The 24,614-nt window shown below is 67.1% G+C and carries 23 protein-coding genes; 1 reads left to right on the top strand and 22 read right to left on the bottom strand.

What is annotated here, in order from left to right; all coding sequences use genetic code 11:
- Positions 1-49: 49 nt before the first annotated feature.
- Entirely contained in the window at positions 50-3,484 is a 3,435-nt protein-coding gene (dnaE, locus tag ASD47_RS00535) for a DNA polymerase III subunit alpha (RefSeq protein ID WP_056750071.1), read from the bottom strand.
- A 24-nt stretch (positions 3,485-3,508) separates the two neighbouring features.
- Complete coding sequence (sidA, locus tag ASD47_RS00530) at positions 3,509-3,598, bottom strand: cell division inhibitor SidA (RefSeq protein ID WP_035074860.1); 90 nt, start codon at positions 3,596-3,598, stop codon at positions 3,509-3,511.
- A 165-nt stretch (positions 3,599-3,763) separates the two neighbouring features.
- Here sidA and ASD47_RS00525 point away from each other — a divergent pair, with 165 nt between their 5' ends.
- Entirely contained in the window at positions 3,764-4,723 is a 960-nt protein-coding gene (locus ASD47_RS00525; protein ID WP_056750070.1) for a nucleoside hydrolase, read from the top strand.
- Here ASD47_RS00525 and ASD47_RS00520 read toward each other — a convergent pair.
- From ASD47_RS00520 to nuoF, 20 genes are all read right to left on the bottom strand, one after another.
- Positions 4,720-5,406 carry an ABC transporter ATP-binding protein gene (locus ASD47_RS00520; RefSeq protein WP_056750067.1) on the bottom strand — a complete coding sequence of 229 codons (687 nt, stop codon included), beginning with the start codon at positions 5,404-5,406 and terminating at the stop codon, positions 4,720-4,722. The genes ASD47_RS00525 and ASD47_RS00520 overlap by 4 nt on opposite strands.
- Positions 5,399-6,673: a lipoprotein-releasing ABC transporter permease subunit gene (locus ASD47_RS00515; RefSeq protein ID WP_056750064.1), complete on the bottom strand. Its 1,275-nt coding sequence runs from the start codon at positions 6,671-6,673 to the stop codon at positions 5,399-5,401. Before ASD47_RS00515 ends, ASD47_RS00520 begins: the two co-directional genes overlap by 8 nt.
- Positions 6,673-7,998, bottom strand: coding sequence for a proline--tRNA ligase (proS, locus tag ASD47_RS00510; protein ID WP_056750060.1), 1,326 nt, complete (start codon positions 7,996-7,998; stop codon positions 6,673-6,675). The genes ASD47_RS00515 and proS overlap by 1 nt, the downstream gene beginning before the upstream one ends.
- A gap of 331 nt (positions 7,999-8,329) precedes the next feature.
- Complete coding sequence (locus ASD47_RS00505; protein ID WP_028037620.1) at positions 8,330-8,590, bottom strand: DUF1467 family protein; 261 nt, start codon at positions 8,588-8,590, stop codon at positions 8,330-8,332.
- Positions 8,590-9,006 carry a methylmalonyl-CoA epimerase gene (gene mce / locus ASD47_RS00500; RefSeq protein WP_056750058.1) on the bottom strand — a complete coding sequence of 139 codons (417 nt, stop codon included), beginning with the start codon at positions 9,004-9,006 and terminating at the stop codon, positions 8,590-8,592. Before mce ends, ASD47_RS00505 begins: the two co-directional genes overlap by 1 nt.
- A gap of 122 nt (positions 9,007-9,128) precedes the next feature.
- The gene (locus ASD47_RS00495; protein ID WP_056750055.1) at positions 9,129-9,869 is read right to left on the bottom strand and encodes a rhomboid family intramembrane serine protease; all 741 of its coding nucleotides are present in this window, start codon (positions 9,867-9,869) and stop codon (positions 9,129-9,131) included.
- 7 nt (positions 9,870-9,876) lie between these two features.
- Entirely contained in the window at positions 9,877-11,571 is a 1,695-nt protein-coding gene (locus ASD47_RS00490) for a ribonuclease J (RefSeq protein WP_056750052.1), read from the bottom strand.
- Positions 11,572-11,578: 7 nt separating this feature from the next.
- Complete coding sequence (locus ASD47_RS00485; protein ID WP_056751478.1) at positions 11,579-12,355, bottom strand: type III pantothenate kinase; 777 nt, start codon at positions 12,353-12,355, stop codon at positions 11,579-11,581.
- Positions 12,352-13,110, bottom strand: coding sequence for a biotin--[acetyl-CoA-carboxylase] ligase (locus tag ASD47_RS00480; RefSeq protein ID WP_056751475.1), 759 nt, complete (start codon positions 13,108-13,110; stop codon positions 12,352-12,354). Before ASD47_RS00480 ends, ASD47_RS00485 begins: the two co-directional genes overlap by 4 nt.
- A 1-nt stretch (position 13,111) precedes the next feature.
- A complete protein-coding gene (gene nuoN, locus ASD47_RS00475) occupies positions 13,112-14,551 on the bottom strand; it encodes an NADH-quinone oxidoreductase subunit NuoN (RefSeq protein WP_056750051.1) in 1,440 nt (479 codons plus the stop codon).
- Positions 14,552-14,559: 8 nt separating this feature from the next.
- Positions 14,560-16,044: an NADH-quinone oxidoreductase subunit M gene (locus ASD47_RS00470; protein WP_056750050.1), complete on the bottom strand. Its 1,485-nt coding sequence runs from the start codon at positions 16,042-16,044 to the stop codon at positions 14,560-14,562.
- A 10-nt stretch (positions 16,045-16,054) separates the two neighbouring features.
- Positions 16,055-18,157 carry an NADH-quinone oxidoreductase subunit L gene (gene nuoL / locus ASD47_RS00465; RefSeq protein ID WP_056750049.1) on the bottom strand — a complete coding sequence of 701 codons (2,103 nt, stop codon included), beginning with the start codon at positions 18,155-18,157 and terminating at the stop codon, positions 16,055-16,057.
- Positions 18,158-18,162: 5 nt separating this feature from the next.
- Positions 18,163-18,468 carry an NADH-quinone oxidoreductase subunit NuoK gene (nuoK, locus tag ASD47_RS00460; protein WP_028037628.1) on the bottom strand — a complete coding sequence of 102 codons (306 nt, stop codon included), beginning with the start codon at positions 18,466-18,468 and terminating at the stop codon, positions 18,163-18,165.
- On the bottom strand, positions 18,465-19,082 hold the full coding sequence (locus tag ASD47_RS00455; protein ID WP_056750048.1) for an NADH-quinone oxidoreductase subunit J: 618 nt from the start codon (positions 19,080-19,082) through the stop codon (positions 18,465-18,467). Before ASD47_RS00455 ends, nuoK begins: the two co-directional genes overlap by 4 nt.
- A gap of 84 nt (positions 19,083-19,166) precedes the next feature.
- Entirely contained in the window at positions 19,167-19,658 is a 492-nt protein-coding gene (nuoI, locus tag ASD47_RS00450) for an NADH-quinone oxidoreductase subunit NuoI (RefSeq protein ID WP_028037630.1), read from the bottom strand.
- 10 nt (positions 19,659-19,668) lie between these two features.
- Entirely contained in the window at positions 19,669-19,905 is a 237-nt protein-coding gene (locus tag ASD47_RS00445) for a hypothetical protein (RefSeq protein WP_056750047.1), read from the bottom strand.
- Complete coding sequence (locus ASD47_RS00440; RefSeq protein WP_056750046.1) at positions 19,902-20,150, bottom strand: hypothetical protein; 249 nt, start codon at positions 20,148-20,150, stop codon at positions 19,902-19,904. The genes ASD47_RS00445 and ASD47_RS00440 overlap by 4 nt, the downstream gene beginning before the upstream one ends.
- Positions 20,147-21,220 carry an NADH-quinone oxidoreductase subunit NuoH gene (nuoH, locus tag ASD47_RS00435; protein ID WP_056750044.1) on the bottom strand — a complete coding sequence of 358 codons (1,074 nt, stop codon included), beginning with the start codon at positions 21,218-21,220 and terminating at the stop codon, positions 20,147-20,149. Before nuoH ends, ASD47_RS00440 begins: the two co-directional genes overlap by 4 nt.
- A 4-nt stretch (positions 21,221-21,224) precedes the next feature.
- Entirely contained in the window at positions 21,225-23,285 is a 2,061-nt protein-coding gene (nuoG, locus tag ASD47_RS00430; protein ID WP_056750042.1) for an NADH-quinone oxidoreductase subunit NuoG, read from the bottom strand.
- A gap of 6 nt (positions 23,286-23,291) precedes the next feature.
- The gene (gene nuoF, locus ASD47_RS00425; protein ID WP_056750039.1) at positions 23,292-24,611 is read right to left on the bottom strand and encodes an NADH-quinone oxidoreductase subunit NuoF; all 1,320 of its coding nucleotides are present in this window, start codon (positions 24,609-24,611) and stop codon (positions 23,292-23,294) included.
- Positions 24,612-24,614 lie beyond the last annotated feature (3 nt).

Raw genomic sequence — 24,614 nt, 5'->3', positions numbered from 1 at the left:
GGCCGCACCGGATGACGCGACGACCACATTCGCCGGCGCGCCCCTCCCATCACACATCTTCCAACAGGGCTACGCCCGGCGCGGTCTTCAAGGCGCCGCGCAGGGCGGCGTCGAGCGTGTAGCGCCCAGGCAGCTTCATCTCGATCTCGCGGCCGCCGCCCAGGGCCGCGACCAGGCTGACCTCGCCGCCGCGCGGCGAGGCGGCCGGCTCGAGCCGCTTTCTCAGGGCCTCGATCTCGGTCGCCGAGGGCGACAGGTGCAGGCGCAGGCCCGCCACCATGTTCTCGATGGCCTTCTCGATGGGCTCGGCGTCGTCGCCAAAGAACCGCACCTCGCCGTCGCGGGCCTTGGCGCGGACCTTGATCGACACCGCCTTGCCCGGCTCCAGCACCTCGCGGCACTTGCGCAAGGCCTCTGGCGGAAACAGCACCTCGTACTCTCCGCTGGGGTCAGACAGCGAGACGAAGGCGAAGCGCTCGCCGCTCTGCGAAGCCCGCTCCTGGCGGCGGCGGACCACGCCGCACATGCGGAAGGCCTCCATGCCGGCCTCGGCGCGCGGGATGACCTCGGTCAGCATGGCCGTGCGGCGGCGGCGCAGCACCCCGACCATGTCGTCCAGCGGGTGGCCGGTCAGATAGAAGCCGACGGCCGCCAGTTCCTCGTCCAAGAGGTCGACCTGGCTCCAGGGCTCGGTCTTCTTCAGGCGCGGCCGGCCGGCGGCCGGATCGCCGCCGAACAGGGCGTGCTGGCCGCCCTGGCGGTCGGCGGCGATGCTCTGGCCATGGGCGATCAACACGTCCGCCGAGGCGAAGATCTGGGCGCGATTCTTGTGGATCGAGTCGAAAGCCCCGGCCCGGGCCAGGTTCTCGATCGCCCGCTTGTTGACTAGCTTGGGGTCGACCCGTTCGACGAAGTCGAAGATGTCGCGGAACGGCCCGCCCTCCTCGCGGATGGCGACCAGGTGCTTCATGGCCTCCAGCCCGACATTGCGCACCGCGCCCAGCGCATAGAGCACCTCGCCGTTCTCGACCTCGAAGTCCGCGCCCGAGCGGTTGACGTCGGGCGGCCGCACGGTGATGTCGAAGCGCCGGGCGTCCTGGTGGAAGACCGCCAGCTTGTCCGTGTTCGACAGGTCCAGGCTCATCGAGGCGGCCAGGAACTCGACCGGCGTATTGGCCTTCAGCCAGGCCGTCTGGTAGGAGATCAGGGCATAGGCGGCCGCGTGCGACTTGTTGAAGCCGTAGCCGGCGAACTTGGCCACCAGTTCGAAGATCGAGCCCGACTGCTCCTCTGGCACGCCCTTTTCCTTGGCGCCGGCGACGAAACGGATCTTCTGGAGATCCATCTCCTCCTTCTTCTTCTTGCCCATGGCCCGGCGCAGAAGATCGGCTTCGCCCAGGCTGTAACCCGCCAGGATCTGGGCGATCTGCATCACCTGTTCCTGGTAGACGATGACGCCGTAGGTCTCCTTGAGCACCTTCTCCAGCGAGGGGTGCAGGTTGTCGACGGGCTTGCGGCCGAACTTGCAGTCGACGAACGTGTCGATGTTGTCCATCGGGCCGGGACGATAGAGCGAGATCAGCGCGGTGATCTCCTCGATCGAGCTGCAGCGCATCTTGCGCAGCGTGTCGCGCATGCCCTGGCTTTCCAGCTGGAACACGCCGACCGTCTGGCCGGAGGCGAGGAGCTCGTAGGTCTTGGCGTCGTCGAACGGCAGCTGGCCAAGATCGATGATCTCGCCGCGCTTCTTGAGGTGCTTGACCGCCCGATCCAGCACCGTGAGCGTCTTGAGCCCAAGGAAGTCGAACTTCACCAGGCCGGCGCTCTCGACCCACTTCATGTTGAACTGGGTGGCCGGAAGGTCCGAGCGCGGATCCTTGTAGAGCGGGGTCAGCTGGGTCAGGGGCCGGTCGCCGATCACCACGCCGGCGGCGTGGGTCGAGGCGTTGCGGAACAGCCCCTCCAGTTGCAGGGCCACGTCCAGGCAGGCCTTGACGTTGGCGTCTTCGTCGCGGGCCTGCTTGAGGCGCGGCTCGATGTCGATGGCCTGGGCCAGGGTGACCGGCGCGGCCGGGTTGTTGGGCACCATCTTGCAGAGCCGGTCGACCAGGCCCAACGGCAGTTGCATCACCCGCCCGACATCCCGCAGCACGGCGCGGGCCTGCAGACTGCCGAAGGTGATGATCTGGGCCACGCGGTCGCGGCCGTATTTCTCCTGCACGTAGGAGATCACCTCTTCGCGCCGCTCCTGGCAGAAGTCGACGTCGAAGTCGGGCATCGACACCCGCTCGGGATTGAGGAAGCGCTCGAACAGCAACCCGAAGCGCAGCGGGTCGAGATCGGTGATGGTCAGCACCCACGCGACCAGAGACCCCGCGCCCGAACCCCGTCCCGGTCCCACCGGGATGCCGTGTTCCTTACCCCACTTGATGAAGTCCGACACGATCAGGAAGTAGCCCGGAAAGCCCATCTTGATGATGATGCCGAGCTCGAACCTCAACCGCTCCCAATATTCCTCTTCCGGCGCGGCCAGTTGCGGCAGCGCCGCCAGCCGCCGACGCAGGCCTTCCTCGGCCTGATAGGTCAGCTCCTCGGGTTCGTTGCGGCCGTCACCGGTGGGGAAGCTGGGCAGGATCGGGTCGCGCTTGTGCACCATGAAGGCGCAGCGGCGGGCGATATCGAGGGTGTTGTCGCAGGCCTCGGGCAGGTCGGCGAACAGCTTGCGCATGTCCTCGGCCGGCTTGAACCAGTGCTCGGGCGTCACCCGCCGCCGCTCGTCCTGGCCGACGAAGGCGCCGTCGGAAATGCACAGCAGCGCATCGTGGGCGTCGTACAGGCTGGGCTTGGCGTAATAGACGTCGTTGGTGGCGACCAGAGGCGCGTCGTGCTCATAGGCCCAGTGGACCAGGCCCGGCTCGGCGGCGGCCTGGCGCGGCAGGCCGTGACGCTGCAGCTCGACATAGAAGCGATCGCCGAACACCCGCTGCATCTGCGCCAGCGCGGCCTCGCCCTCGGCGGTCTTGCCGGCCGCCAGCAGGGCGTCGATCGGGCCGTCGGTTCCGCCCGACAGCAGGATCAACCCCTCGGCGTGCTCGACCACCTTGGCCCAGGGCACGACCGGCTCGACCATCTCGCCGCTTTCCAGATAGGCCAGGGACGACAGTTCCGAAAGGTTCAGATAGCCCCGCTCGTTCTGGACCAGCAGGGTGATGGTCGGCGTGCGCGCCCAACGCTCGGTCGGTCCGGCCCCGATGCCCGACACCGCCAGGGCGCAGCCGATGATCGGTTGAACGCCGTAGTCCTTGGAATAGACGGAATATTCGAGCGCGCCGAACAGGTTGTTACGGTCCACCAGCCCCGCCGCCGGCATGCCCGCGGCCGCGGCCAGGCCGGGGATCTTGTCGGCCTTGATGGCGCCTTCCAGCAGCGAATAGGCCGACCGCACGCGAAGGTGGACGAAACCCTGACCTTCACTGCCCGACATCACCACACCTCACCGCTACACGACTCAGGCCACCAGTTGGGCGACCTGACACATCATCCAGACGAAGCTGACGACAGATACAAGAGCCAAAGACTCACGCGCGATACGGACCATGGGAACCCTCCTGCGGTCGTTGCTTGTTTGTTCTATATTCCACTTTTGTTCTCACGCGCAAGAGACCCTTGTTCGATTGCGCGCTTTTTTGTCGCGTAGCCGCGCGCCTGGGCCGCGGCCCGCCTTTCCAGTGGATTTGCAGCGCGGATCGGCGCAGATCGCCACATGCGCCTGATCATCGACACCGACACCGCCGGGGACGACGCCTTCTCCCTGATGCTCGCCCTGCGCCGCCCTGGCGTGAGCGTCGAGGCCATCACCATCGCCCACGGCAATGTCGGCTTCGAGCAGCACGCTGAGAACGCCCTGGCCACCCTGGAAGCCTGCGAACGCGGCGGCGAAATCCCGGTCTATCTGGGCGCCCAGCGGCCGTTCACCCGCGCGCCGCTGGACGCGGCCTATGTGTTCGGGGCCGACGGCATGAGCGACAGCGGCTTTGCGAAGGCCGTCCAGCGCCCCTCCCCCGGCCACGCGGCCGACGAGATCGTGCGGCGGGTGATGGACGCGCCCGGCGAAATCACCCTGATCGCTCAGGCCGCCCTGACCAACATCGCCCTGGCCTATCTGCGCGAGCCGCGCATCGCCCAGGCGGTCAAGCGCCTGTGGATCATGGGCGGAACCGACAACGGGGTCGGCAACGTCACCCCCGCGGCCGAGTACAATTTCTATGTCGATCCGGAAGCGGCCAAGATCGTGATCAACGCCGGCTTTCCGACGAGCATCGTCACCTGGACCGAGACGCTGCGGGACGGCCTGCTGACCGTGGACCAACTGTCGGCCCTGGAGGCCCTGGGCACGCCGCGCGCGGCGTTCTTCACCCAGGTCAACCGGAGCTCCCTGGCCTTCGCCCGGGAAACGCAAGGCCTGGACGGCAGCCTGCATCCGGACGCCCTGACCTGCGCCGTGGCGCTGGACGAGACCCTGATCCTGGAGTCCGACATGGCCGTGGTCGATGTCGAGACGATCGGCGAGCTGACGCGCGGCTATCTGAGCGTCTCCCACCCGATCCTGCCGGACATCGAACTGGCGGATCCGGCCCTGAAGCGCCGGCCGCCCAACGCTCGGATGATCCGGAAGATCGACCAGGCGGGCTTCTACGCCGCCATGCGGGCTGCGCTGCTCTAGAAGCGCTGGGCCACCAGGTGTCCGTCCTTCAGGGCGAAGACCCGGTCCATGTAGCGGGCCAGCTCCATGTTGTGGGTGGCGATCAGGGCCGCCACGCCCCTTTTACGGGCCTGATCGTACAGGGCCTGGAACACCGCCGCCGAATTGGCCGGGTCGAGGTTGCCGGTCGGTTCGTCGGCCAGCAGCAGCTTTGGGCTGTTGGCCAGCGCCCGGGCGATGGCCACGCGCTGCTGCTCGCCGCCGGACATCTGGCCCGGCTGGTGCTCGATGCGCTGAGCCAGCCCCAGTTGCTCGAGCATCACCTGGGCCGCCTCGCGCGCCTCACCCCGGCCCTTGCCCGCGATCATCGCCGGCATGGCCACGTTGTCGAGCGCGCTGAACTCGGGCAGCAGGTGGTGGAACTGGTAGACGAAGCCGACGGTCGACAGCCGCATCTTGGTGCGCTGGCGCTCGGACAGCTTCGAGCAGTCGCGGCCGTCCAGGGCGATCAGGCCGGCGTTGGGCTTTTCCAGCAGGCCGGCCGCGTGCAGCAGCGACGACTTGCCCGAGCCGGACGGACCGATCAGGCCCACGACCTCGCCCGGATAGACGTCCAGGTCGACGCCGCGCAGCACGTTCAGGGCGCCGGCCTCGGTGACATAGGTGCGTTCGACGCCGCGCAGGGCCAGGACGGGGCTACTCATAGCGAAGGGCCTCGACCGGATCGATTCGCGAGGCCCAGACGGCAGGCAGAAGGGCGGCCAATATGCTGAGGAGAGTCGTTATGGCGACGATCACCCCGACCTCCGTCCAGTCGATCTTGGCCGGGATGTGGGCCAGGAAGTAGATGTCGGCGCTGAACACCGCCGTGCCCGTCATCCATTCCACGAAGTTCTGGATGGCGGTGATGTTGGCGCAGAACAGCACGCCCAGCAGCAGGCCCAGCAAAGTGCCGGCCAAGCCGATCACGGCGCCGGCCATGACGAAAATCCGTAGGATCGCCCCCTGGCTGGCGCCCATGGTCCGCAGAATGGCGATGTCACGGCTCTTGTTCTTCACCAGCATGACCAGGGCCGAAATGATGTTGAGCGTGGCGAGAGCGACGACCGAGAACAGGATCAGCCGCATCACCTTGCGCTCGACCTGCAGGGCGTTGAAGTAGCTGGCGTTCTTGTCCATCCAGTCCTGGACGAAGGCCCCCGGGCCACTGGCCTGCTGGATGATCGGCTTGACCGCCTTGGCCTTGTCCGGATCGGCGATCTTGATCTCGACATAGTCGATCGAGGTGTCGCGGTTGAAGAACAGCTGGGCCTGGGGCAGCGCCATATAGACGAAGCTCTCGTCGAACTGGCTCATGCCGACGCTGAAGATCCCGCCGACCGTGTAGTCCTTCTCGCTGGTCGAGGTCCCGAAGGCCGTGGCGGGGCCCGAGGGCGAGATCAGGGTGATGGCGTCGCCGACCGACAGGCCGAGGTTGCGGGCCATGCGGTCGCCGATCAGCACGATGTCGCCGCCGTCCTCCCCCTCGCCGAAGCCGGCCAGGGATCCGCGCTTGATGTTGGACGCAATCATCTTCATGCCGCGCAGGTCGGCCGGCGTGACCCCGCGCACGATGGCGCCGGACACCTGGCTGGGGCCGATGACCATCGCCTGGGCCTCGACCATCGGCGCGGCCTGGGTCACGCCACGCACAGCCTTGATGCGGGTGATGACGCCGTCGCGGTCGGGTCCGTTCAGCAGCGGGCCCTGGGCGTAGACGTGGCCGTTGAAGCCCAGCAGCCGGCCCAGCAGCTCGGCGCGGAAGCCGTTCATCACGCTCATCACCGTGATCAACACGAAGACCGCCAGCATCACCGCCGAGAACGAGATGATGGTAATCACCGCCGCGCCGCCGTTCTTGCGCTTGTTGCGCAGGTACCGCCAGGCGACGGTGCGCTCCCAGGTTCCGAACGGACCCGCGCCGAGGGCCATCAGGCGGCCTTGGCGCTGAGTTGGGCCAGGATCGCGTCGAGCGAGGCGCTGTGGCGCTCGCCGGTCTTGCGGTTCTTCAGTTCGACCACGCCCTCGGCGATCCCCTTGGGACCGACGATCAGCTGCCAGGGCACGCCGATCAGGTCCATGGTCGCGAACTTGGCGCCGCCGCGGGCGTCGGTGTCGTCATAGAGCGGGTCGCGGCCGGCGGCCTTCAGCGCCTGGTAGGCGGTCTCGCAGGCTTCGTCGCAGCCGGCGTCGCCCTGGCGCATGTTGATGATCCCCACGCCGAACGGGGCGACCGACTCCGGCCAGATGATGCCGCCCTCGTCGTGGCTGGCCTCGATGATTGCGCCCAGCAGGCGCGAGACGCCGACGCCGTAGCTGCCCATCTGCACCGGCACGTCCTTGCCGTCCGGCCCGGTGACCAGGGCCTTCATCGGCTCGGAATACTTGGCGCCGAACGAGAAGATATGGCCCACCTCGATGCCGCGCGCCGACAGGCGGTCGCCCTCGGGGATGGCGTCGAAGGCCGCCTCGTCGTGCATTTCCTCGGTGGCGGCGTACAGCGCCGTGCGCTGGTTCACCAGCGGCTGCAGGTCGCCGTACCAGTCGACGTCCGGGCCGGGCGCGGCCATCTCGACCAAGTCCTTATGGCAGAAGACGGCGCTTTCGCCGGTGTCGGCCAGGACGATGAATTCGTGGGAAAGGTCGCCGCCGATCGGGCCGGTGTCGGCGCGCATCGGCACGGCCTTCAGACCCATGCGCGAGAACAGGTTCAGATAGGCCACGAACATGCGGTTATAGGCCTTGCGCGCGCCCTCGGCGTCGAGGTCGAAGCTGTAGGCGTCCTTCATCAGGAACTCGCGGCCGCGCATCACGCCAAAGCGCGGGCGGCGCTCGTCGCGGAACTTCCACTGCACGTGATAGAGGTTCTTGGGAACGTCCTTGTAGCTCTTCACATAGGCCCGGAAGATCTCGGTGATCATTTCCTCGTTGGTAGGTCCGTACAGCAGCTCGCGCTCGTGGCGGTCGACGATGCGCAGCATCTCCGGGCCATAGGCGTCGTAGCGACCCGACTCGCGCCACAGGTCGGCCAGTTGCAGGGTGGGCATCAACAGCTCGATGGCCCCGGCCCGGTCCATCTCCTCGCGGACGATCTGCTCGACCTTGTTGAGCACCTTCAGGCCCAGCGGCAGCCAAGCGTAGATGCCCGCCGCCTCCTGGCGGATCATGCCCGCACGCAGCATCAGCTGGTGCGAGACGATCTGGGCGTCCGAGGGAGCTTCTTTCAGAACGGGCAGGAAATAGCGCGACAGGCGCATGGACGAGACGTCTCCGGGGGATTCAAGGCGTTGAGATAGCCGCTTGGGCCTCAGCTTGGCAACGCGCGCGGCGAAAAGATGGCTCCCGGGCGTCCAGAAACGAAAAGAGGGCCGCGCGGTGTTCGCGCGGCCCTTCAAGTCATCGTCGGGGAAGACGCCACAGAGCAAGGTCGGAAAAGCCGGCCTCGTGAGTCTGAGACTAACCCCCGAACAGTTGTTCGGGGCGCCCGATTGCGTTTGGCCTGACCACTTCGAGAACTTCGCCCACGAAATGGGCGAACGTCGGCAAATCCATCGCTCTGCGCCCAAGGCTTGGGCGCCATTCCTGGGATTAATAGGTGGCCGGCAGCGCCGGCAGGTCGATCAGATGGAAATGGATGGTCAGCAGCAGTCCGGCCATCACCAGGGCCGAGACCCAGGTGGTGGTGAAGAACTTGCGCTTCAGGTTCGGATTGACCGGCGCCCCCGGATCCGCGCCGGGCGGCGGCTCGATCCCCATCTCCTTGAAGGTGCGGTTGCCCAGCGGCAGCACGGCGAACAGCGTGGTCCACCAGATGGTCAGATAGACGGCGATGCAGGTGACGGGACCCATCAGTGAGCGTCCTTGGGGGTTTCCATGAGCTCGACCAGCATGCCGCCCATGTCTTTCGGGTGAACGAAGATGATCAGCGTACCATGGGCGCCGATCCGAGGCTCGCCCAGCACGGTGGCGCCCTTGGCGACCAGGCTGTCGCGAGCTTGATAGATGTTCTCGACCTCGAAGCAGATGTGGTGCTGGCCGCCCTTGGGGTTCTTGGCCAGGAAGCCATGGATCGGCGAGGCCTCGCCATAGGGTTCGATCAGCTCGATCTGGCTGTTGGGCAGGTTGACGAAACAGACCCAGACGCCCTGCTCGGGCATGGCCCACTTGTCGGTGTGCGAGGTCGCGCCCAGCAGGTCGCGGTACATCTTCAGCGACTCGTCGATGGAGGGGGTCGCGACGCCGACGTGGTTGAGCTTGCCGATCATCCGTTCCGTGTCCTGCGGGAATGGAGGCGCGAGCGCGCGCCTCTCGGTGTTTTCCGAGGATATAGACGACTTCATGGATCCGCGGCGAGGCGTTTCGGCGGCGGGACGCTTCGCCCTCGCGATCAATCCGTTCGGGCCGGCTGGCGGAGCCACCAATATCGTGCGGGAAACATCTCGACCAGGAACAGCCCGGCGATGAAGCCGCCGACATGGCATTCCCAGGCGATCATCAGCCCCCCCTCCCCCGACGCCATGCCAAGGCCGAAACCGATGGCGACCAGCACCAGGTTCATGACGATGAACGACCAGGTCTGCTTGCCAACCTGGCTGGAGAGGATCGGTGTCAGGCCCCCGTCCGGCGTCAACCGGGCCACCGCGCCCCACAGGCCGCAGATCGCGCCCGAGGCCCCGACAGCCGAGATCTCGCCGTTCCAGTGCAGGACAAGAAACAGCAGCCCGCCCGCCAGGCCGCAGATCAGGAAGAAGGTCCAGAACAGCAGAGCGCCCTTCAGGTCCCGCCCCAGGCGCACGGCGATCGCCGGCCCCAGGCTGACCAGGGCGCTGGTGTTCATCACGATGTGCAGCAGCCCGCCATGCAGGAAGATGTGCGTCAGCGGTGTCCACCAGAACCCTTGCCGGAAGTACGGCGGGTAGAGGCTGCCCAGGGCGAGCATGGTCTCGTCCCAGCCCTGCGTCTTGCCCAGCAGCTGGACACCGGACACGATCCAGAGGACCGCGGTGAGCGCGCCCAGCGCCCAGGCCTCACCGGTCATCAGACGCAGGGTCTGGCGCCAGCGGGGCTCGGGCTCGGGCTCGGGAGCGATCGGCCGCGTCGCCTCGGCGGGCGGGCTGGTCTCGTCCATCGTGCGGTCAGATCCGCAGGACCGTGGTCTCGACCACGGGCTTGCGTTCCCAGATGCGGAAGGCGGCCTTCTTCACGGCCTTGGACAGGGCGCTCTCGATCGCCTCGTCGATCTCGCACTGGTCGCCGCTCAGGCGCTTGAAGGCGGTCTCGGCCTCCTCCGCCAGGTCGTCCAGGGCGTCGTCCAGCGGATATTCGGCGTCGCCCGCCAGACCCAGGCCGCGGACCTGCGGACCCGAGACGATCTTGTTGCGGCCGTCCAGCACAACCGAAACGGCCAGCATGCCGTTGAACGCCGCGTGGCGCCGCTCGCGCAGGGCCTCGCCGTTCTCGGGCGTCACCACCCCGCCGTCGACATAGAGGCGGCCCGACGGGACCTCGTCGATGATCTGCGGATGGCCGGGGGCCAGCAGCACCATGTCGCCGTTGCGCGGGCTGACCGCGTGCGGCACCTGCAGGTCCTTGGCGAAGGCGGCGTGCTCGATCAGGTGGCGGCGCTCGCCATGGGTCGGCACGGCGATGGTCGGCCGGGCCCACTGGTACATCTGCTTGAGCTCGTCGCGGCACGGGTGGCCGCTGACATGGATGCCGGGGGTGTCGCGCTCGGTGTGCAGGCGCACGCCGCGGTCGGCCAGCTTGTTCTGCAGGTTGCGGATCGGAATCTCGTTGCCCGGAATGACCCGCGAGGAAAAGATCACGTGGTCGCCCTGCGAGAGCTTGACGTGCGGGTGGGTGCCTTCGGCGATCCGGGCCAGGGCCGCGCGGGCCTCGCCCTGGCTGCCGGTGCACAGGAACAGAACCTCATTCTCGGGCAGGTACTTGGCCTGGTCGTCGGTGATGAAGGGCTCCAGGCCCTCCAGCAGGCCCACGTGACGGGCGGCGGCGGCCATCCGGTGCATCGAGCGTCCGGCCAGGCATACCTTGCGGCCGGCGGCCTGGGCGGCGCGGATCACCGTGTCCATCCGGGCCACGTTCGAGGCGAAGCAGGCCACGGCGATCTTGCCGGTCAGGCCCTTGATCAGCCGGTTCATCGCCACGCGGACGTCGGCTTCGGAACCGGCCTCACCATCGACGAAGACGTTGGTGCTGTCGCAGACCATGGCCAGCACGCCCTCGTCGCCGAGGCGCTTGATGGCCTCGATGTCCGTGGGGCCGCCCAGCTGGGGATCGGGGTCGATCTTCCAGTCGCCGGTGTGCAGGATCGTGCCCAGCGGCGTCTTGATCGCCAGGCCGTTCGGCTCCGGGATCGAGTGGGTCAGCGTGACCATCTCAAGGTGGAACGGACCCAGATCGAAGCTGCCGCTCAGCGGGATCTCGGTGATCGGCACCTCGTCCAACAGACGCGCGTCGCGCAGCTTCTCGCGCAGCAGGAAGGCGGTGAAGGGCGTGGCGTAGACCGGCGCCTTCAGGCGCGGCCACAGCCAGTGCACGGCGCCCAGGTGGTCTTCGTGGGCGTGGGTCAGGACGATGCCGATGATGTCGTCGGCATAGGCCTCGATGAATTCGGGGTCGGGCAGGATGATCTCGACGCCGGGCGTCGTCTGGTCGCCGAAGGTCACGCCCAGGTCGACGACGATCCACTTGCGGTCGTCCGCCGGGCCGTAGCCGTACAGATTGAAGTTCATGCCGATCTCGTTCGACCCGCCCAGCGGCAGGAAGACGAGTTCGTCCTTGGGGGAAGGCTTGTCGGTATATTTGGTCATTACGTCTCTAGATGGTGTTACGGCGATGAATTTCGAGGAGACCACGGATGGTCAGATCTGAATCGAAGTGGTCGATGCTGTCGGTGGCGCCTTCGAACAGCGAGGCGACGCCGCCGGTGGCGACCACGGTCATGGGTTCGGCCCGTTCGGCCTTGATGCGGGCCACCAGGCCCTCGATCAGCGAGATATAGCCCCAGAACACGCCCGACTGCATGGCGCTGACGGTGTCGGTCCCGACGACGCGGTTGCCGGCCGGACGCTGGATGGCGATGCGCGGCAGCTTGGCGGCGGCCTCGTGCAGGGCCTGCATGGACAGGTTGATGCCGGGCGCGATGATGCCGCCCTCGAACGCCCCGTCCGCGCCGACGATGTCGAAGGTGGTGGCCGTGCCGCTGTCGATGACGATCAGCGGACCCGGATAGACCATGTGCGCGCCCACGGCGTTGACCAGGCGGTCGGCCCCGGCCTCGGACGGCTTGTCGATCCGCACCTCGACGCCCAGCTTGGCGTTCTCGCCGATCACCAGCGGCTCGACGCCGAAATAGCGGCGCGACAGGTTGCGCAGGTTGAAGATCGACTGCGGCACGACGCTGGAGATGATCACCGAGTCGATGGCCCGGAAGCCCAGGCCCTGCATCGACAGCAGCTGCGACAGCCAGACCACGTATTCGTCGGCCGTGCGCGTGCTCTCGGTGGCCGCGCGCCACTGGGCGATCCACGTTTCGCCATCGTGGATGGCGAACATGGTGTTGGTGTTGCCCTGTTCGATGGCCAGCAGCATCAGGAGGCCTCTCCGAAGAAGACGTCGCCGGCGGTCACCCGCCGCAAATGGCCGTCGGCCAGACGAAGACGCAGCGCGCCGTCGCCGTCCAGGCCTTCGGCGATCCCCTCGAGGGTCTCGGCGCCGAGGCGAGCGACGCAGGTTTGACCCAGGCCGTGGGCGCGGGCCGTCCAGGCGTCGGCGATCGCGGGGAAGCCCAGCCGCAGCCAGACGTCTTCCCAGCGGGCGAAGGCGCCCGCCAGCACCTCGATCGCCTCCACGGGCGTCGGCGGCGTGACCAGATAGGTGGTCAGGGCCGTGGCCGGGCGTTCGCTGTCGATCGGCTTGCGGGCCAGGTTCACCCCGACGCCGACGGCGATCCACAGGCCGCCGGCCGGCCGGGTCCCGGACTCCACCAGCACGCCGCTGACCTTCAGTCCGCCCAGCAGCGGATCGTTCGGCCATTTCAGACTGACGAGACCGGGCGACACATAGGCGCCCAGCAGGTCCGCCACGGCGAGGGCGGCGACGAACGTCACCTGGGCGGCCTCGCCCGGCGGCTTTTCGGTCGTGAACAGCAGGGTGGCGGCCAGGTTGCCGGCCCCGGTCTCCCAGGCGCGACCACGCCGGCCCCGCCCGGCGGTCTGGCGCAGGCCGACGATCCAGACCGGGCCCGCCTCGCCCGCTTCCGCGCGACGACGGGCCTCGGCGTTGGTCGAGTCGATCTCGTCCAGGACGACGACGGGCGGGACTTCGAAGGTCGAGGTCGGGCCCGTCACGTCACGCGTGGCCAAAGGCCGCCGCGGCGGCCCTGGCTGCGGGATCGAGCCAGATCAGGGCGACTAGCACGACCGGGAACGAGAAGGCCGCGGCCACGAAGCCGACCGCGCGGGCGATCGGTTGAGGCTTGTCGACCGCGCCTTCGGCGGCGTCGAACCACATCGTCTTGATCAGGCGCAGATAGTAGAACGCCGCGACCACGCTGCCGACCAGGCCCAGCACCGCCGCCCATTGCAGCAGCACGTCGCCCGAGCCCATGGCCGCGCCGAAGACGTAGAACTTGGCCCAGAAGCCCGAGAACGGCGGCATGCCCAGGGCCGACAGCGAGAACGCGGTCATGGCCACGGCGACGCCCGGACGGTGCTTCACCAAGCCCGCCATGTCCTCGATGGACTCCATGGGCTTGCCGTCGCGCGACAAGGCTTGAAGACAAGCAAAGAAGCCGGTGACGTCGACCATGTACAGGGTCATGAACAGCAGCATCGAATGCAGGCCGGTCTCGCCGCCGGTCGCCACGCCCAGCAGGGCGTAGCCGACATTGGCGATCGAGCTGTAGGCCCACAGGCGCTTGAGGTTGTTCTGGGCCAGGCCGGCGAAGGCGCCGACGAAGACCGAGGCCAGGGCGGTGATCACCAGGATCTGGCGCCACTGGGCCACCGAGTCCGGGAAGGCGTCGCCCAGCACGCGGGCGAACATCATCATCGCGGCCAGCTTGGGCGCGGCGGCGAAGAAGCCGACGACCGGGGTCGGGGCACCTTCGTAGACGTCGGGCGTCCACATGTGGAACGGCGCGGCCGAGACCTTGAACGCCAGGCCGCACAGCAGGAACACCAGGCCGAACAGCAGGCCCATGCCGTGCGTCCCGTGGGCCACGGCGGCGATGTCCTCGAAGCGGGTCGAGCCGGCGAAGCCGTAGATCAGCGAGGCGCCGTACAGCAGCAGGCCCGACGACAGCGCGCCCAGCACGAAGTACTTCAAGCCCGCTTCCGACGACTTGGCGTCGTCGCGGCGGAAGGCGGCCAGCACGTACAGCGCCAGGGACTGCAGCTCGACGCCGACATAGAGGCTGATCAGGTCGCCGGCCGAGGCGGTGACGCCCATGCCCAGCGCCGACAGGATCACCAGCACGGCGTATTCGAACTTCTGGTCGCCGCGGACGGCCAGCCAGCGGTCGCCCAGCACGATGGCCAGGGCGCTGAAGCCATAGATCGCGACCTTGGCGTAGGTGGCGGCGGCGTCGGCGGCGTAGACGCCGTTGAAGGCGTGGCCGTGCGGCCCGACCACGGCGGCCACGGCCGCGCCCAGCAGGGCCAGGACGGCCGCGCCCGTGAACAGCGGGGTGACCTTGCCGTGGAACGCGCCCCAGACCAGCAGCACCAGGGCCGAGGCCCCGAGGATCACTTCGGGAAGAACGAGGGAGAAGTTGGCGGCGAACGTCATGGGGTCCCTCACCCGCCCACGGCGGCGCGCCAGGCGCCGACGAGCCCGTCGACGGACGACGCGGTCAGGTTGAAGATGAGATTGGGATAAACGCCGAGCACCAGGGTGCCGATGATCAGCGGGGCGAAGATCAGGATTTCGCGGGCGTCCAGGTCGGTGATGGTCTTGAGTTCGGGATTGACGATCTCGCCGAACATCACGCGGCGGTACAGGTTCAGCGCATAGACCGCCGACAGGATCACGCCCGTGGTGGCCACCAGCGCCGTCCAGGTCGAGGCCTTGTAGGTCCCGGTCATGGTCAGGATCTCGCCGACGAAGCCCGAAGTGCCCGGCAGGCCGACATTGCCCATGGTGAACAGCATGAACACCGCCGCATACCAGGGCATGCGGTTGGTGAGGCCGCCGTAGAAAGCGATCTCGCGGGTGTGCATGCGGTCATAGACCACGCCGACGCAGAGGAAGAGCGCGCCCGAGATCAGGCCGTGGCTCAGCATCTGGAAGATCGCGCCCTGCTCGCCCTGGGCGTTGCCGGAGAAGATGCCCATGGTCACGAAGCCCATGTGGGCCACCGACGAATAGGCGATCAGCTTCTTGATGTCGGTCTGACGGAAGGCGACCAGCGAGGTGTAGACGATGGCGATGGCCGACATCGCGAACACCAGCGGCTGGAACAGCTCCGAAGCGTTGGGGAACATCGGCAGGCTGAAGCGCAGGAAGCCGTAGCCGCCCATCTTCAGCAGGATGCCCGCCAGGATCACCGAACCGGCCGTCGGCGCCTCGACGTGGGCGTCGGGCAGCCAGGTGTGGACCGGCCACATCGGCATCTTGACCGCGAAGCTGGCGAAGAAGGCCAGCCACAGCCAGGTCTGCAGCCACGGGGCGAACTTGAAGACCATCAGCGCCGGGATCGACGAGGTGTGGGCGATGGCGATCATCGACAGGATGGCCGCCAGCATCAGCACCGAGCCGAGCAGGGTGTAGAGGAAGAACTTGTAGGCCGCATAGACCCGGCGCTTGCCGCCCCAGATGCCGATGATCAGGAACATCGGAACCAGGCCGCCCTCGAAGAAGAGGTAGAACAGGATCAGGTCCAAGGCGCAGAACACGCCGACCACCAGGGTCTCGAGGACCAGGAAGCAGATCAGGTATTCGACGACGCGTTTGTCGACCGACTTCCAGCCGGCAATGATGCAGATCGGCAGCAGGAAGGTGGTCAGCAGGACGAACAGGATCGAGATCCCGTCCACGCCCATCCGGTAGTGCAGGCCCGCGAACCAGTTCAGGTCTTCCACGAACTGGAAGCCCGGGTTCTTGGCGTCGAACTGGGCGACCAGCACGACCGACAGGGCGAAGGTGACCAGGGTGGTCGCCAGGGCGATCCACTTGGCCAGGGTGTCCGTCTTGGCGTTGTCGCCGTGCAAGGCGCGTGCGCCCAGCAGCAGGACCACGCCGACGAGTGGGGCGAAGGTGGTGAGGCTAAGCAGGCCGGTCATCGATCCGTCCTCAACGGAATGCGTAAAGGGCGAACGTCAGCAGGCCGGCGACGCCGAGCAGCATGACGAAGGCGTAGTGGTAAAGATAGCCGGACTGCAGCTTGCCGGTCCGGCGGCCGACTTCGTAGCTGACGGCGCTGACGCCGTCGGGGCCGAGGCCGTCGATCAGCTTCTGGTCGCCGCCCTTCCAGAACAGGTCGCCGAGGAACTTGGCCGCGCGCACGAAGGTCGCCTGGTACAGCTCGTCGAAGAACCACTTGTTGTAGAAGAACACGTAGAGCGGGCCGTTGCGGGCCGCCAGGGCGGCGCCCAGGCGCTCATTGCCCTTGATCAGATAGACCCAGACGGCGATCGCCAGGCCCAGGATCGAGGCGACCAGCGGGCTCCACTTCACCAGCTCGGGGACCTCGTGGGCCTCGTGCAGCACGTGGTTGGTCGGGGCGTTGTAGATCGCGCCGCGCCAGAATTCCTGCTGGTGATGGCCGACGAAGAAGTCGGTGAACACGAAGCCGGCGAAGACCGCGCCGATCGACAGCACGATCAGCGGGAACAGCATCACCCACGGGCTCTCGTGCGGCTTGTGGTCGTGGCCATGGTCGTCGTGGCCGTGGGCATGGTCATCATGCTGGTGCGGCGCGTCTGCCAGGGGCTCGTCGTGGCTCTCGTTCTGAGCCGTGGTGGCGTGGTCGTCCGCCGCGTGCGGCGCATGGGCGTGGGTCTCGTCATGACCCCAGCGAGCCGTGCCGTTGAAGGTGAAGAACGCCAGGCGCCAAGAGTAGAACGAGGTCAGGCCGGCCACCAGCACGCCGATCACCCACGCGAACATGGCCACGCCGTTGTGCGTGCCCGCGGCGTAGGCGGCCTCGATGATGGTGTCCTTCGAGTAGAAGCCGGCGAAGCCCAGGTGCAGCGGCGGGAAGCCCAGGCCCGTGATGGCGATCGTACCGATGGTCATGGCGATGAAGGTCACGGGCAGCAGCTTGGCCAGGGCGCCGTATTTCCGCATGTCCTGCTCATGGTGCATGCCGTGGATCACCGAACCGGCGCCCAGGAACAGCAGCGCCTTGAAGAAGGCGTGGGTGAACAGGTGGAACATCGCTGCCTGGTAGGCGCCGACGCCGGCCGCGAAGAACATGTAGCCCAGCTGCGAACAGGTCGAATAGGCGATGACCCGCTTGATGTCGTTCTGGGTCAGGCCGACCGTGGCCGCGAACAGGGCCGTGATCGCGCCGATCACCGTGACGATGTTCTTGGCGACGGGCGCGTATTCGAACATCGGCGACAGCAGGCACAGCATGTAGACGCCGGCGGTGACCATGGTCGCCGCGTGGATCAGGGCCGAGACCGGGGTCGGCCCCTCCATGGCGTCCGGCAGCCAGGTGTGCAGGAAGAACTGCGCCGACTTGCCCATGGCGCCGATGAACAGCAGGAAGCAGGCGATGTCGACCAGCGGGAAGGTGTGGCCGGCGAACTGCCAGGTGCGCGGCGCGCTGGCGGCGATCATCTGGAACAGGTCGTGGAAGTTGATCGTGCCGTAGGCCCAGAACACCGTCATGATGCCGAGCGCGAAACCGAAGTCCCCGACCCGGTTGACGACGAAGGCCTTGATCGCCGCGGCGCTGGCGGTCGACTTCTTGAACCAGAAGCCGATCAGCAGGTACGAGGCCAGGCCCACCCCTTCCCAGCCGAAGAACAGCTGCATGAAGTCGGCGGCGGTGACCAGGGCCAGCATGGCGAACGTGAACAGCGACAGGTACGCGAAGAACCGCGGCTTGCTGTCGTCCTCGGCCATGTAGCCCCAGGAATAGATGTGCACGAGGGCCGAGACCGTCGTCACCACGATCAGCATCACGCTCGACAGGGCGTCGATGCGGACCGACCAGTTGGAGACGAAGTTCCCGACGTGGATGAAGGGCAGCAGGTTGACCGTGAAGGCCTCCATGTGGCCCCACGTCCACTGGCTGAAGGTGTACCAGCCCAGGGCGCAGCTGAGGATCAGCGCGCCTGTGGTGACGGCCTGCGAGGCGACGTTGCCGATGCGGCGGCCGAACAGGCCGGCGATGATCGCGGCGAGCAGCGGCGCAAGGACGAGGATGGTGACGAGAGTCTGCACTGCGATCAGCCCTTCATCACGCTGGCGTCGTCGACGGCGATGTCGCCGCGGTTACGGAAGAACGTCACCAGGATCGCCAGGCCCACGGCCGCTTCGGCCGCGGCGACCGTCAGCACGAACATGGCGAAGATCTGCCCCGTCACGTCGTGCAGATAGACTGAGAAGGCCACCAGGTTGATGTTCACCGCCAGCAGGATCAGCTCGATCGACATCAGGATGACGATGATGTTCTTGCGGTTCACGAAGATGCCGAAGACGCCGATCGTGAACAGGATGGCGGCGACGACGAGATAGTGAGACAGGCCGATCATTCGCTGATCCCCTCGCCCGGCTTGATCTGCACGATTTCCATTCCGGTCTTTGGCGTGCGGGCGATCTGCTTGCCGATGTCCTGGCGCTTGACGCCCGGCTTATGGCGCAGGGTCAGGACGATGGCGCCGATCATGGCGACCAGCAGCACCAGGCCCGCCAGTTGGAAGAAGAAGATGTAGTCGGTGTAGAGCACCCGCCCGATCGCCTCGGTGTTCGGCACGCCGGCGGGCGAGGCCATCGGGGCGGCGTTCTTGCCGGCCGCGCCGTTCGTGGCCACCGTCGCGGCGACGAAGATCATCTCCAGCGTCAGGATCCCGCCGACCAGCCCGCCGATCGGCAGGTATTGAGCAAAACCCTGCCGCAGCTCGGCGAAGTCGACGTCGAGCATCATCACGACGAACAGGAACAGCACCGCGACCGCGCCCACATAGACGACGATCAGCAGCATCGCCAGGAACTCCGCGCCCATCAGGACGAAGAGGCCGGCGGCCGAGAAGAAGGCGGTGATCAGGAAGAGCACCGAGTGCACGGGGTTCTTGGCCGAGACGACGAGAAGACCCGCCACCACGGTCGCTACCGCGAGCAAATAGAAAGCTATCGCCGGCAAGGCCATCGGCCCAGGTGCTCCCTCAAAAACCACAAAACAACGACGGGTCGGAGGACCGGTCGCCTAACCCTCGGAATCGCGCCCCGTCCTTTAGCGGTAGGGCGCGTCCAACTCCAGATTCTTCGCGATCAGCCGCTCCCAACGGTCGCCGTTGTCGAGCAGCTTTTCCTTGTCGTAGTAAAGCTCTTCGCGCGTCTCGACGGCGAACTCCAGGTTCGGGCCCTCGACGATGGCGTCCACCGGGCAGGCCTCCTGGCACAGGCCGCAGTAGATGCACTTGACCATGTCGATGTCGTAGCGGGTCGTGCGGCGGCTGCCGTCGTCGCGCGGCTCGGCCTCGATGGTGATAGCCTGGGCCGGGCAGATGGCCTCGCACAGCTTGCAGGCGATGCAGCGCTCCTCGCCCGACGGATAGCGCCGCAGGGCGTGCTCGCCGCGGAAACGGGGCGACTGGGGGCCGCGCTCGTTCGGATAGATCACGGTCTTCTTGGGCGCGAGCATGTACTTCATGCCCAGGCCGAAGGCGCCCGCGAAGTCGAGCAGGGCCACGCCCTTGATCGCCTGTGTGATGCGCTGGAACACCAGAGCTCTCCTAACACTTCTCTTTTGGGAAGGGACGCACGTCCCTGCCCGCTTCGATCTGTTGCCGGCGGATGGACTGCCGGATCACGCATTCCTTGGTCTTGGCGTCCGCCTGTTGGCGCGCGTCGACCTGTTCGTCCAGGGATCCCGTCCGCGGCGGCGGGAGGCCGCCCGGATGTTCCCATGCGGCGCAGCCGGACAGGGCGATCGTCGCGATCAATCCGGTCCAGCGCGCCGTCCGTGTCATTTTCCGCCCCTTGGAATGACGCAGGTGTAGTTCGAAAGCTGGGTGGGGTCGCCCCCATCCTGCTTGGCTTCGATCTTGCCGCCGTCGGCGACGCATTTCTCGCTGTCCCGGCGCAGCTGATCGTAGCTGGCCGTGCCGCGCCCCAGCGAATAGGACGCCTTGGCCGGCGCCGCGCCGTCGGTCGCGCAGCCGGTCAGGGCCAGGGCGAGACCGGCGAGCGCCAGGTATGTCCTCCCGGCGATCACACCTGCAGCCCGAAAACGCGCCAGGCCGAAACCAGCATCACCAGCACCAGCGACATCGGCAGGAAGACCTTCCAGCCCAGGCGCATCAGCTGGTCGTAGCGGTAGCGGGGCACGATGGCCTTGGCCATGGCGATCATGAAGAACCAGAAGACGATCTTGGCGAAGAACACGACCGCCAGGAACAGATTGGCCCAGAAGGTCGGCCAGGCGCTCAGGAAGCCCGTCGGGAAGCCCGGGTTCCAGCCGCCGAAGAACAGGACGCTGATCATCGCGCACATCAGGACGATGTTCGAATATTCGGCGACCATGAACAGCAGGTACGGGGTCGAGCTGTACTCGACCTGGTAGCCGGCCACGAGTTCGGATTCGGCTTCGGGCAGGTCGAACGGCGGGCGGTTGGTCTCGGCCAGCGCCGAGATGAAGAACATGCCCATGGCGATCACCATCACCGGCATCAGGATGATGTTCTTCAGGCCAGCGCCCCCGAACACGTTCCAGTTCCAGATCCAGCCGGCTTGCTGCGAGACGATCGAGGTCAGGTTCATCGTGCCGGCCAGCAGGATCACCGTGATGATGATCAGGCCGATCGATACTTCGTACGACACCATCTGCGCGGCCGAACGCAGCGCGCCCAGGAACGGGTACTTCGAGTTCGAAGCCCAGCCGCCCATGATGATGCCGTAGACGCCCAGCGAGCTCATCGCCAGCAGGTACAGGATGCCGACGTTGAGGTTGGAGACCACCCAGCCCGGCGCGAACGGCACCACGGCCCAGCCGACGAAGGCCAGGACCAGGCTCAGCAGCGGGGCCAGCAGGAAGATCACCTTGTCGGCGCCGGCCGGGATGATGATCTCCTTCAGCACGAACTTGAAGAAGTCGGCGAAGGACTGCAGCAGGCCGAACGGACCCACCACGTTGGGACCCTTGCGCATCTGCACGCCGGCCCAGATCTTGCGGTCGGCCAGCAGCAGGAAGGCCAGGCTCAGCAGCACCCAGATCACGACCAGCAGGATCCCGCCGGTGGTCAGCAGGGTCCAGGTGACGGCGGGGTTGGAGAAGAATTCGCTCACCGGCCTACTCCGCCGCGATCTTGGCGGCGCCGGAAGCCGTGGCCGCGCATTCGGCCATGGTCACGCTGGCGCGCGCGATGGGATTGGTCAGGTGGAAGGCCTTGACCGGGCTCTCGAACGGCGCGTCCGAGAGCTCGCCCGCGCCGCCCAGGCCCGACAGGTCGAACGACGTGGCCACCGAACCGGGAGCGTAGTCGATCTGGCCGAAGGTCGGGTGCTCGGCGAACAGTTTGGCGCGCAGCTGGTCCAGGCTGTCATAGGGCAGCTTGGCGCCCAGGTGCTCGGACAGGGCCCGCAGGATCGACCAGTCTTCCTTGGCCTCGCCCTTCGGGAACACCGCGCGCTCGCCCATCTGGACGCGGCCTTCGGTGTTCACATAGAGGCCGTTCTTCTCGGTGTAGGCGGCGCCCGGCAGGATGACGTCGGCCTTGTGGGCGCCAGCGTCGCCGTGGGTGCCCAGATAGACCTTGAAGGCGTCCGAGGCGGCGGTCTCGCACTCGTCGGCGCCCAGCAGGAACAGCACGTCCAGCGCGCCGGGCTTCAGCATTTCGGCCGTCGACAGGCCGCCTTCGCCCGGGACGAAGCCCAGGTCCAGGCCGGCCACGCGGGCGGCGGCGGTGTGCAGCACGTTCCAGCCGTTCCAGCCGTCACGCACCACGCCGAAGGTCTTGGCGACGGCCGCGGCGGCCTTCAGCACGGCGCCGCCGTCGGCGCGTCTGAGCGCCCCCTGGCCGATGATGATCGCCGGACGCTGGGCGTTCTTCAGGGCGGTGACGAAATCGTTCTTGGCCTTGGCCAGGCCCGACAGGGTCTTGGTCCCCGCGCCGAGATAGTCGTAGTCGAAGGTCAGATCGGCCTGCTGGCCGATAACGCCGAAGCGGGTCTTGCCGGCGATCCACTGCTTGCGGAAGCGGGCATTGAGAACCGGGGCCTCTAGGCGCGGATTGGCACCGACGAACAGCACTACGTCGGCGTTTTCAATGCCGGCGATCGTCGAGTTGAACAGCCAGCTTTCGCGCGGGCCGTAGCCCAGGGCCGAACCGTCCTGGCGCGCGTCGAGGTTCTTCACGCCCAGGGCGGTGAACAGATCCTTGGTCGCCTTCAGGCTTTCGGCGTCCTGCAGATCGCCGGCGATCACGCCGATGCGCTCCGGCGCAGCGGCCTTGATCTTGGCGGCGACCGCGGCGAAGGCCTGGGCCCACGACGCCGGCTGCAGCTTGCCGCCGACGCGGACGTACGGACGGTCCAGACGCTGGCGCTGCAGGCCGTCGACGGCGTAGCGCGTCTTGTCGGAGATCCACTCCTCGTTGACGTCCTCGTTGACGCGCGGCAGCACGCGCAGCACCGCATTGCCGCGGGCGTCGACGCGGATGGCCGAGCCCAGGGCGTCCATGACGTCGACGCTCTCGGTCTTCTTCAACTCCCAGGGCCGCGCCTCGAAGGCGTAGGGCTTGGAAGTCAGGGCGCCGACCGGGCACAGGTCGATGACGTTGGCGCTGAGTTCCGACGTAACCGCCGCACCCAGATAGGTGGTGATTTCAACGTCTTCGCCGCGCGAGATCAGGCCAATCTCCGGCGAGCCGGCGACTTCGGTGATGAAGCGGACGCAGCGCGTGCACTGGATGCAGCGCGTCATCACGGTCTTGATCAGCGGGCCCATGGCCTTTTCTTCGACCGCGCGCTTGTTCTCTTCGTAGCGGCTGTCGTCGCGGCCATAGCCCATGGCCTGGTCCTGCAGGTCGCACTCGCCGCCCTGGTCGCAGATCGGGCAATCCAGCGGGTGGTTGATGAGCAGGAACTCCATCACCCCTTCGCGGGCCTTCTTGACCATTGGGGTCTTGGTGAAGATCTCCTGGCCCTCGGCGGCCGGCAGGGCGCATGACGCCTGCGGCTTGGGCGGGCCGGGCTTCACCTCGACCAGGCACATGCGGCAGTTGCCGGCGATGCTCAGGCGCTCGTGATAGCAGAAGCGCGGGATCTCCTCCCCTGCCAGTTCCGCCACCTGCAGAACCGTCATGCCGGGCTCGAACTCGACCTCGACGCCGTTGACCTTGGCGATTGCCATAATCGTTTACTCCGCCGCGATCAGCTTGGCGCCCTGCACGTGCAGGCGACCGCTACGATAGGATGCGATCCGCTCCTCCACCTCGTGGCGGAAGTGGCGGAACAGGCCCTGGATCGGCCAGGCGGCCGCGTCGCCCAGGGCGCAGATGGTGTGACCCTCGACCTGGGTCGTGACGTCCAGCAGAGTGTCGATCTCTTTCGGATCGGCCTCGCCGGTGGCCATGCGCTCCATGACGCGCCACATCCAGCCGGTGCCTTCGCGGCACGGCGTGCACTGGCCGCAGCTCTCGTGCTTGTAGAAGTAGCTCAGCCGGGCGATGGCGCGGACCAGGTCGGTGGACTTGTCCATGACGATCACGGCGGCGGTGCCCAGGCCCGAGCGCAGGTTGCGCAGGGCGTCGAAGTCCATCGGCAGGTCTTCGCACTGCTCGGCCGGGATCATCGGCACGGACGAGCCGCCCGGGATCACGGCCTTCAGGTTGCCCCAACCGCCGCGGATGCCGCCGCAGTGGTCTTCCATCAGCTGACGGAAGGGGATGCTCATGGCCTCTTCGACGTTGCAGGGCAGGTTCACGTGGCCCGAGACGCAGAACAGCTTGGTGCCGGCGTTGTTGGGGCGGCCAAAGCCGGCGAACCAAGACGCGCCGCGACGCAGGATCGTGCCGGCGACGGCGATGCTCTCGACGTTGTTGACGGTGGTCGGCATGCCGTAGAGGCCCGCCCCGGCCGGGAACGGCGGCTTCAGGCGCGGCTGGCCCTTCTTGCCTTCCAGGCTTTCCAGCAGGGCGGTCTCTTCGCCGCAGATATAAGCGCCGGCGCCATGGTGGACGTAGAGGTCGAAGTCCCAGCCGTGGACGTTGTCCTTGCCGATCAGCTTGGCCTCGTAGGCCTGCTTGATGGCGGCTTCCAGCACTTCGCGCTCGCGGACGTATTCGCCGCGGATGTAGATGTAGCAGGCGTGGGCCAGCATGGCGCGCGAGGCGATCAGGCAGCCTTCGATCAGGAGATGCGGATCATGCCGCATGATCTCCCGGTCCTTGCAGGTGCCCGGCTCGGACTCGTCGGCGTTGACGACCAGGTAGTGCGGACGTCCGTCCTTCACTTCCTTGGGCATGAAGGACCATTTCAGGCCCGTGCCGAAGCCCGCCCCGCCCCGGCCGCGCAGGCCGGAGTTCTTCATGTTGTCGATGATCCAGTCGCGCCCGGCGTCCAGGATGTCCTTGGTGCCATTCCAGCAGCCGCGCTTCTTCGCGCCCTCGAGGCCCCAATCGTGGAGACCGTAGAGGTTCGTGAAGATGCGGTCCTTGTCTTCGAGGATACCGACCATGAC

The sequence above is a fragment of the Caulobacter sp. Root1472 genome (genome assembly GCF_001426985.1).
Classification (GTDB): domain Bacteria; phylum Pseudomonadota; class Alphaproteobacteria; order Caulobacterales; family Caulobacteraceae; genus Caulobacter; species Caulobacter rhizosphaerae.
Note: the sequence above shows the minus strand (reverse complement) of the source record. Positions and strands in the feature narration are given on the sequence as shown.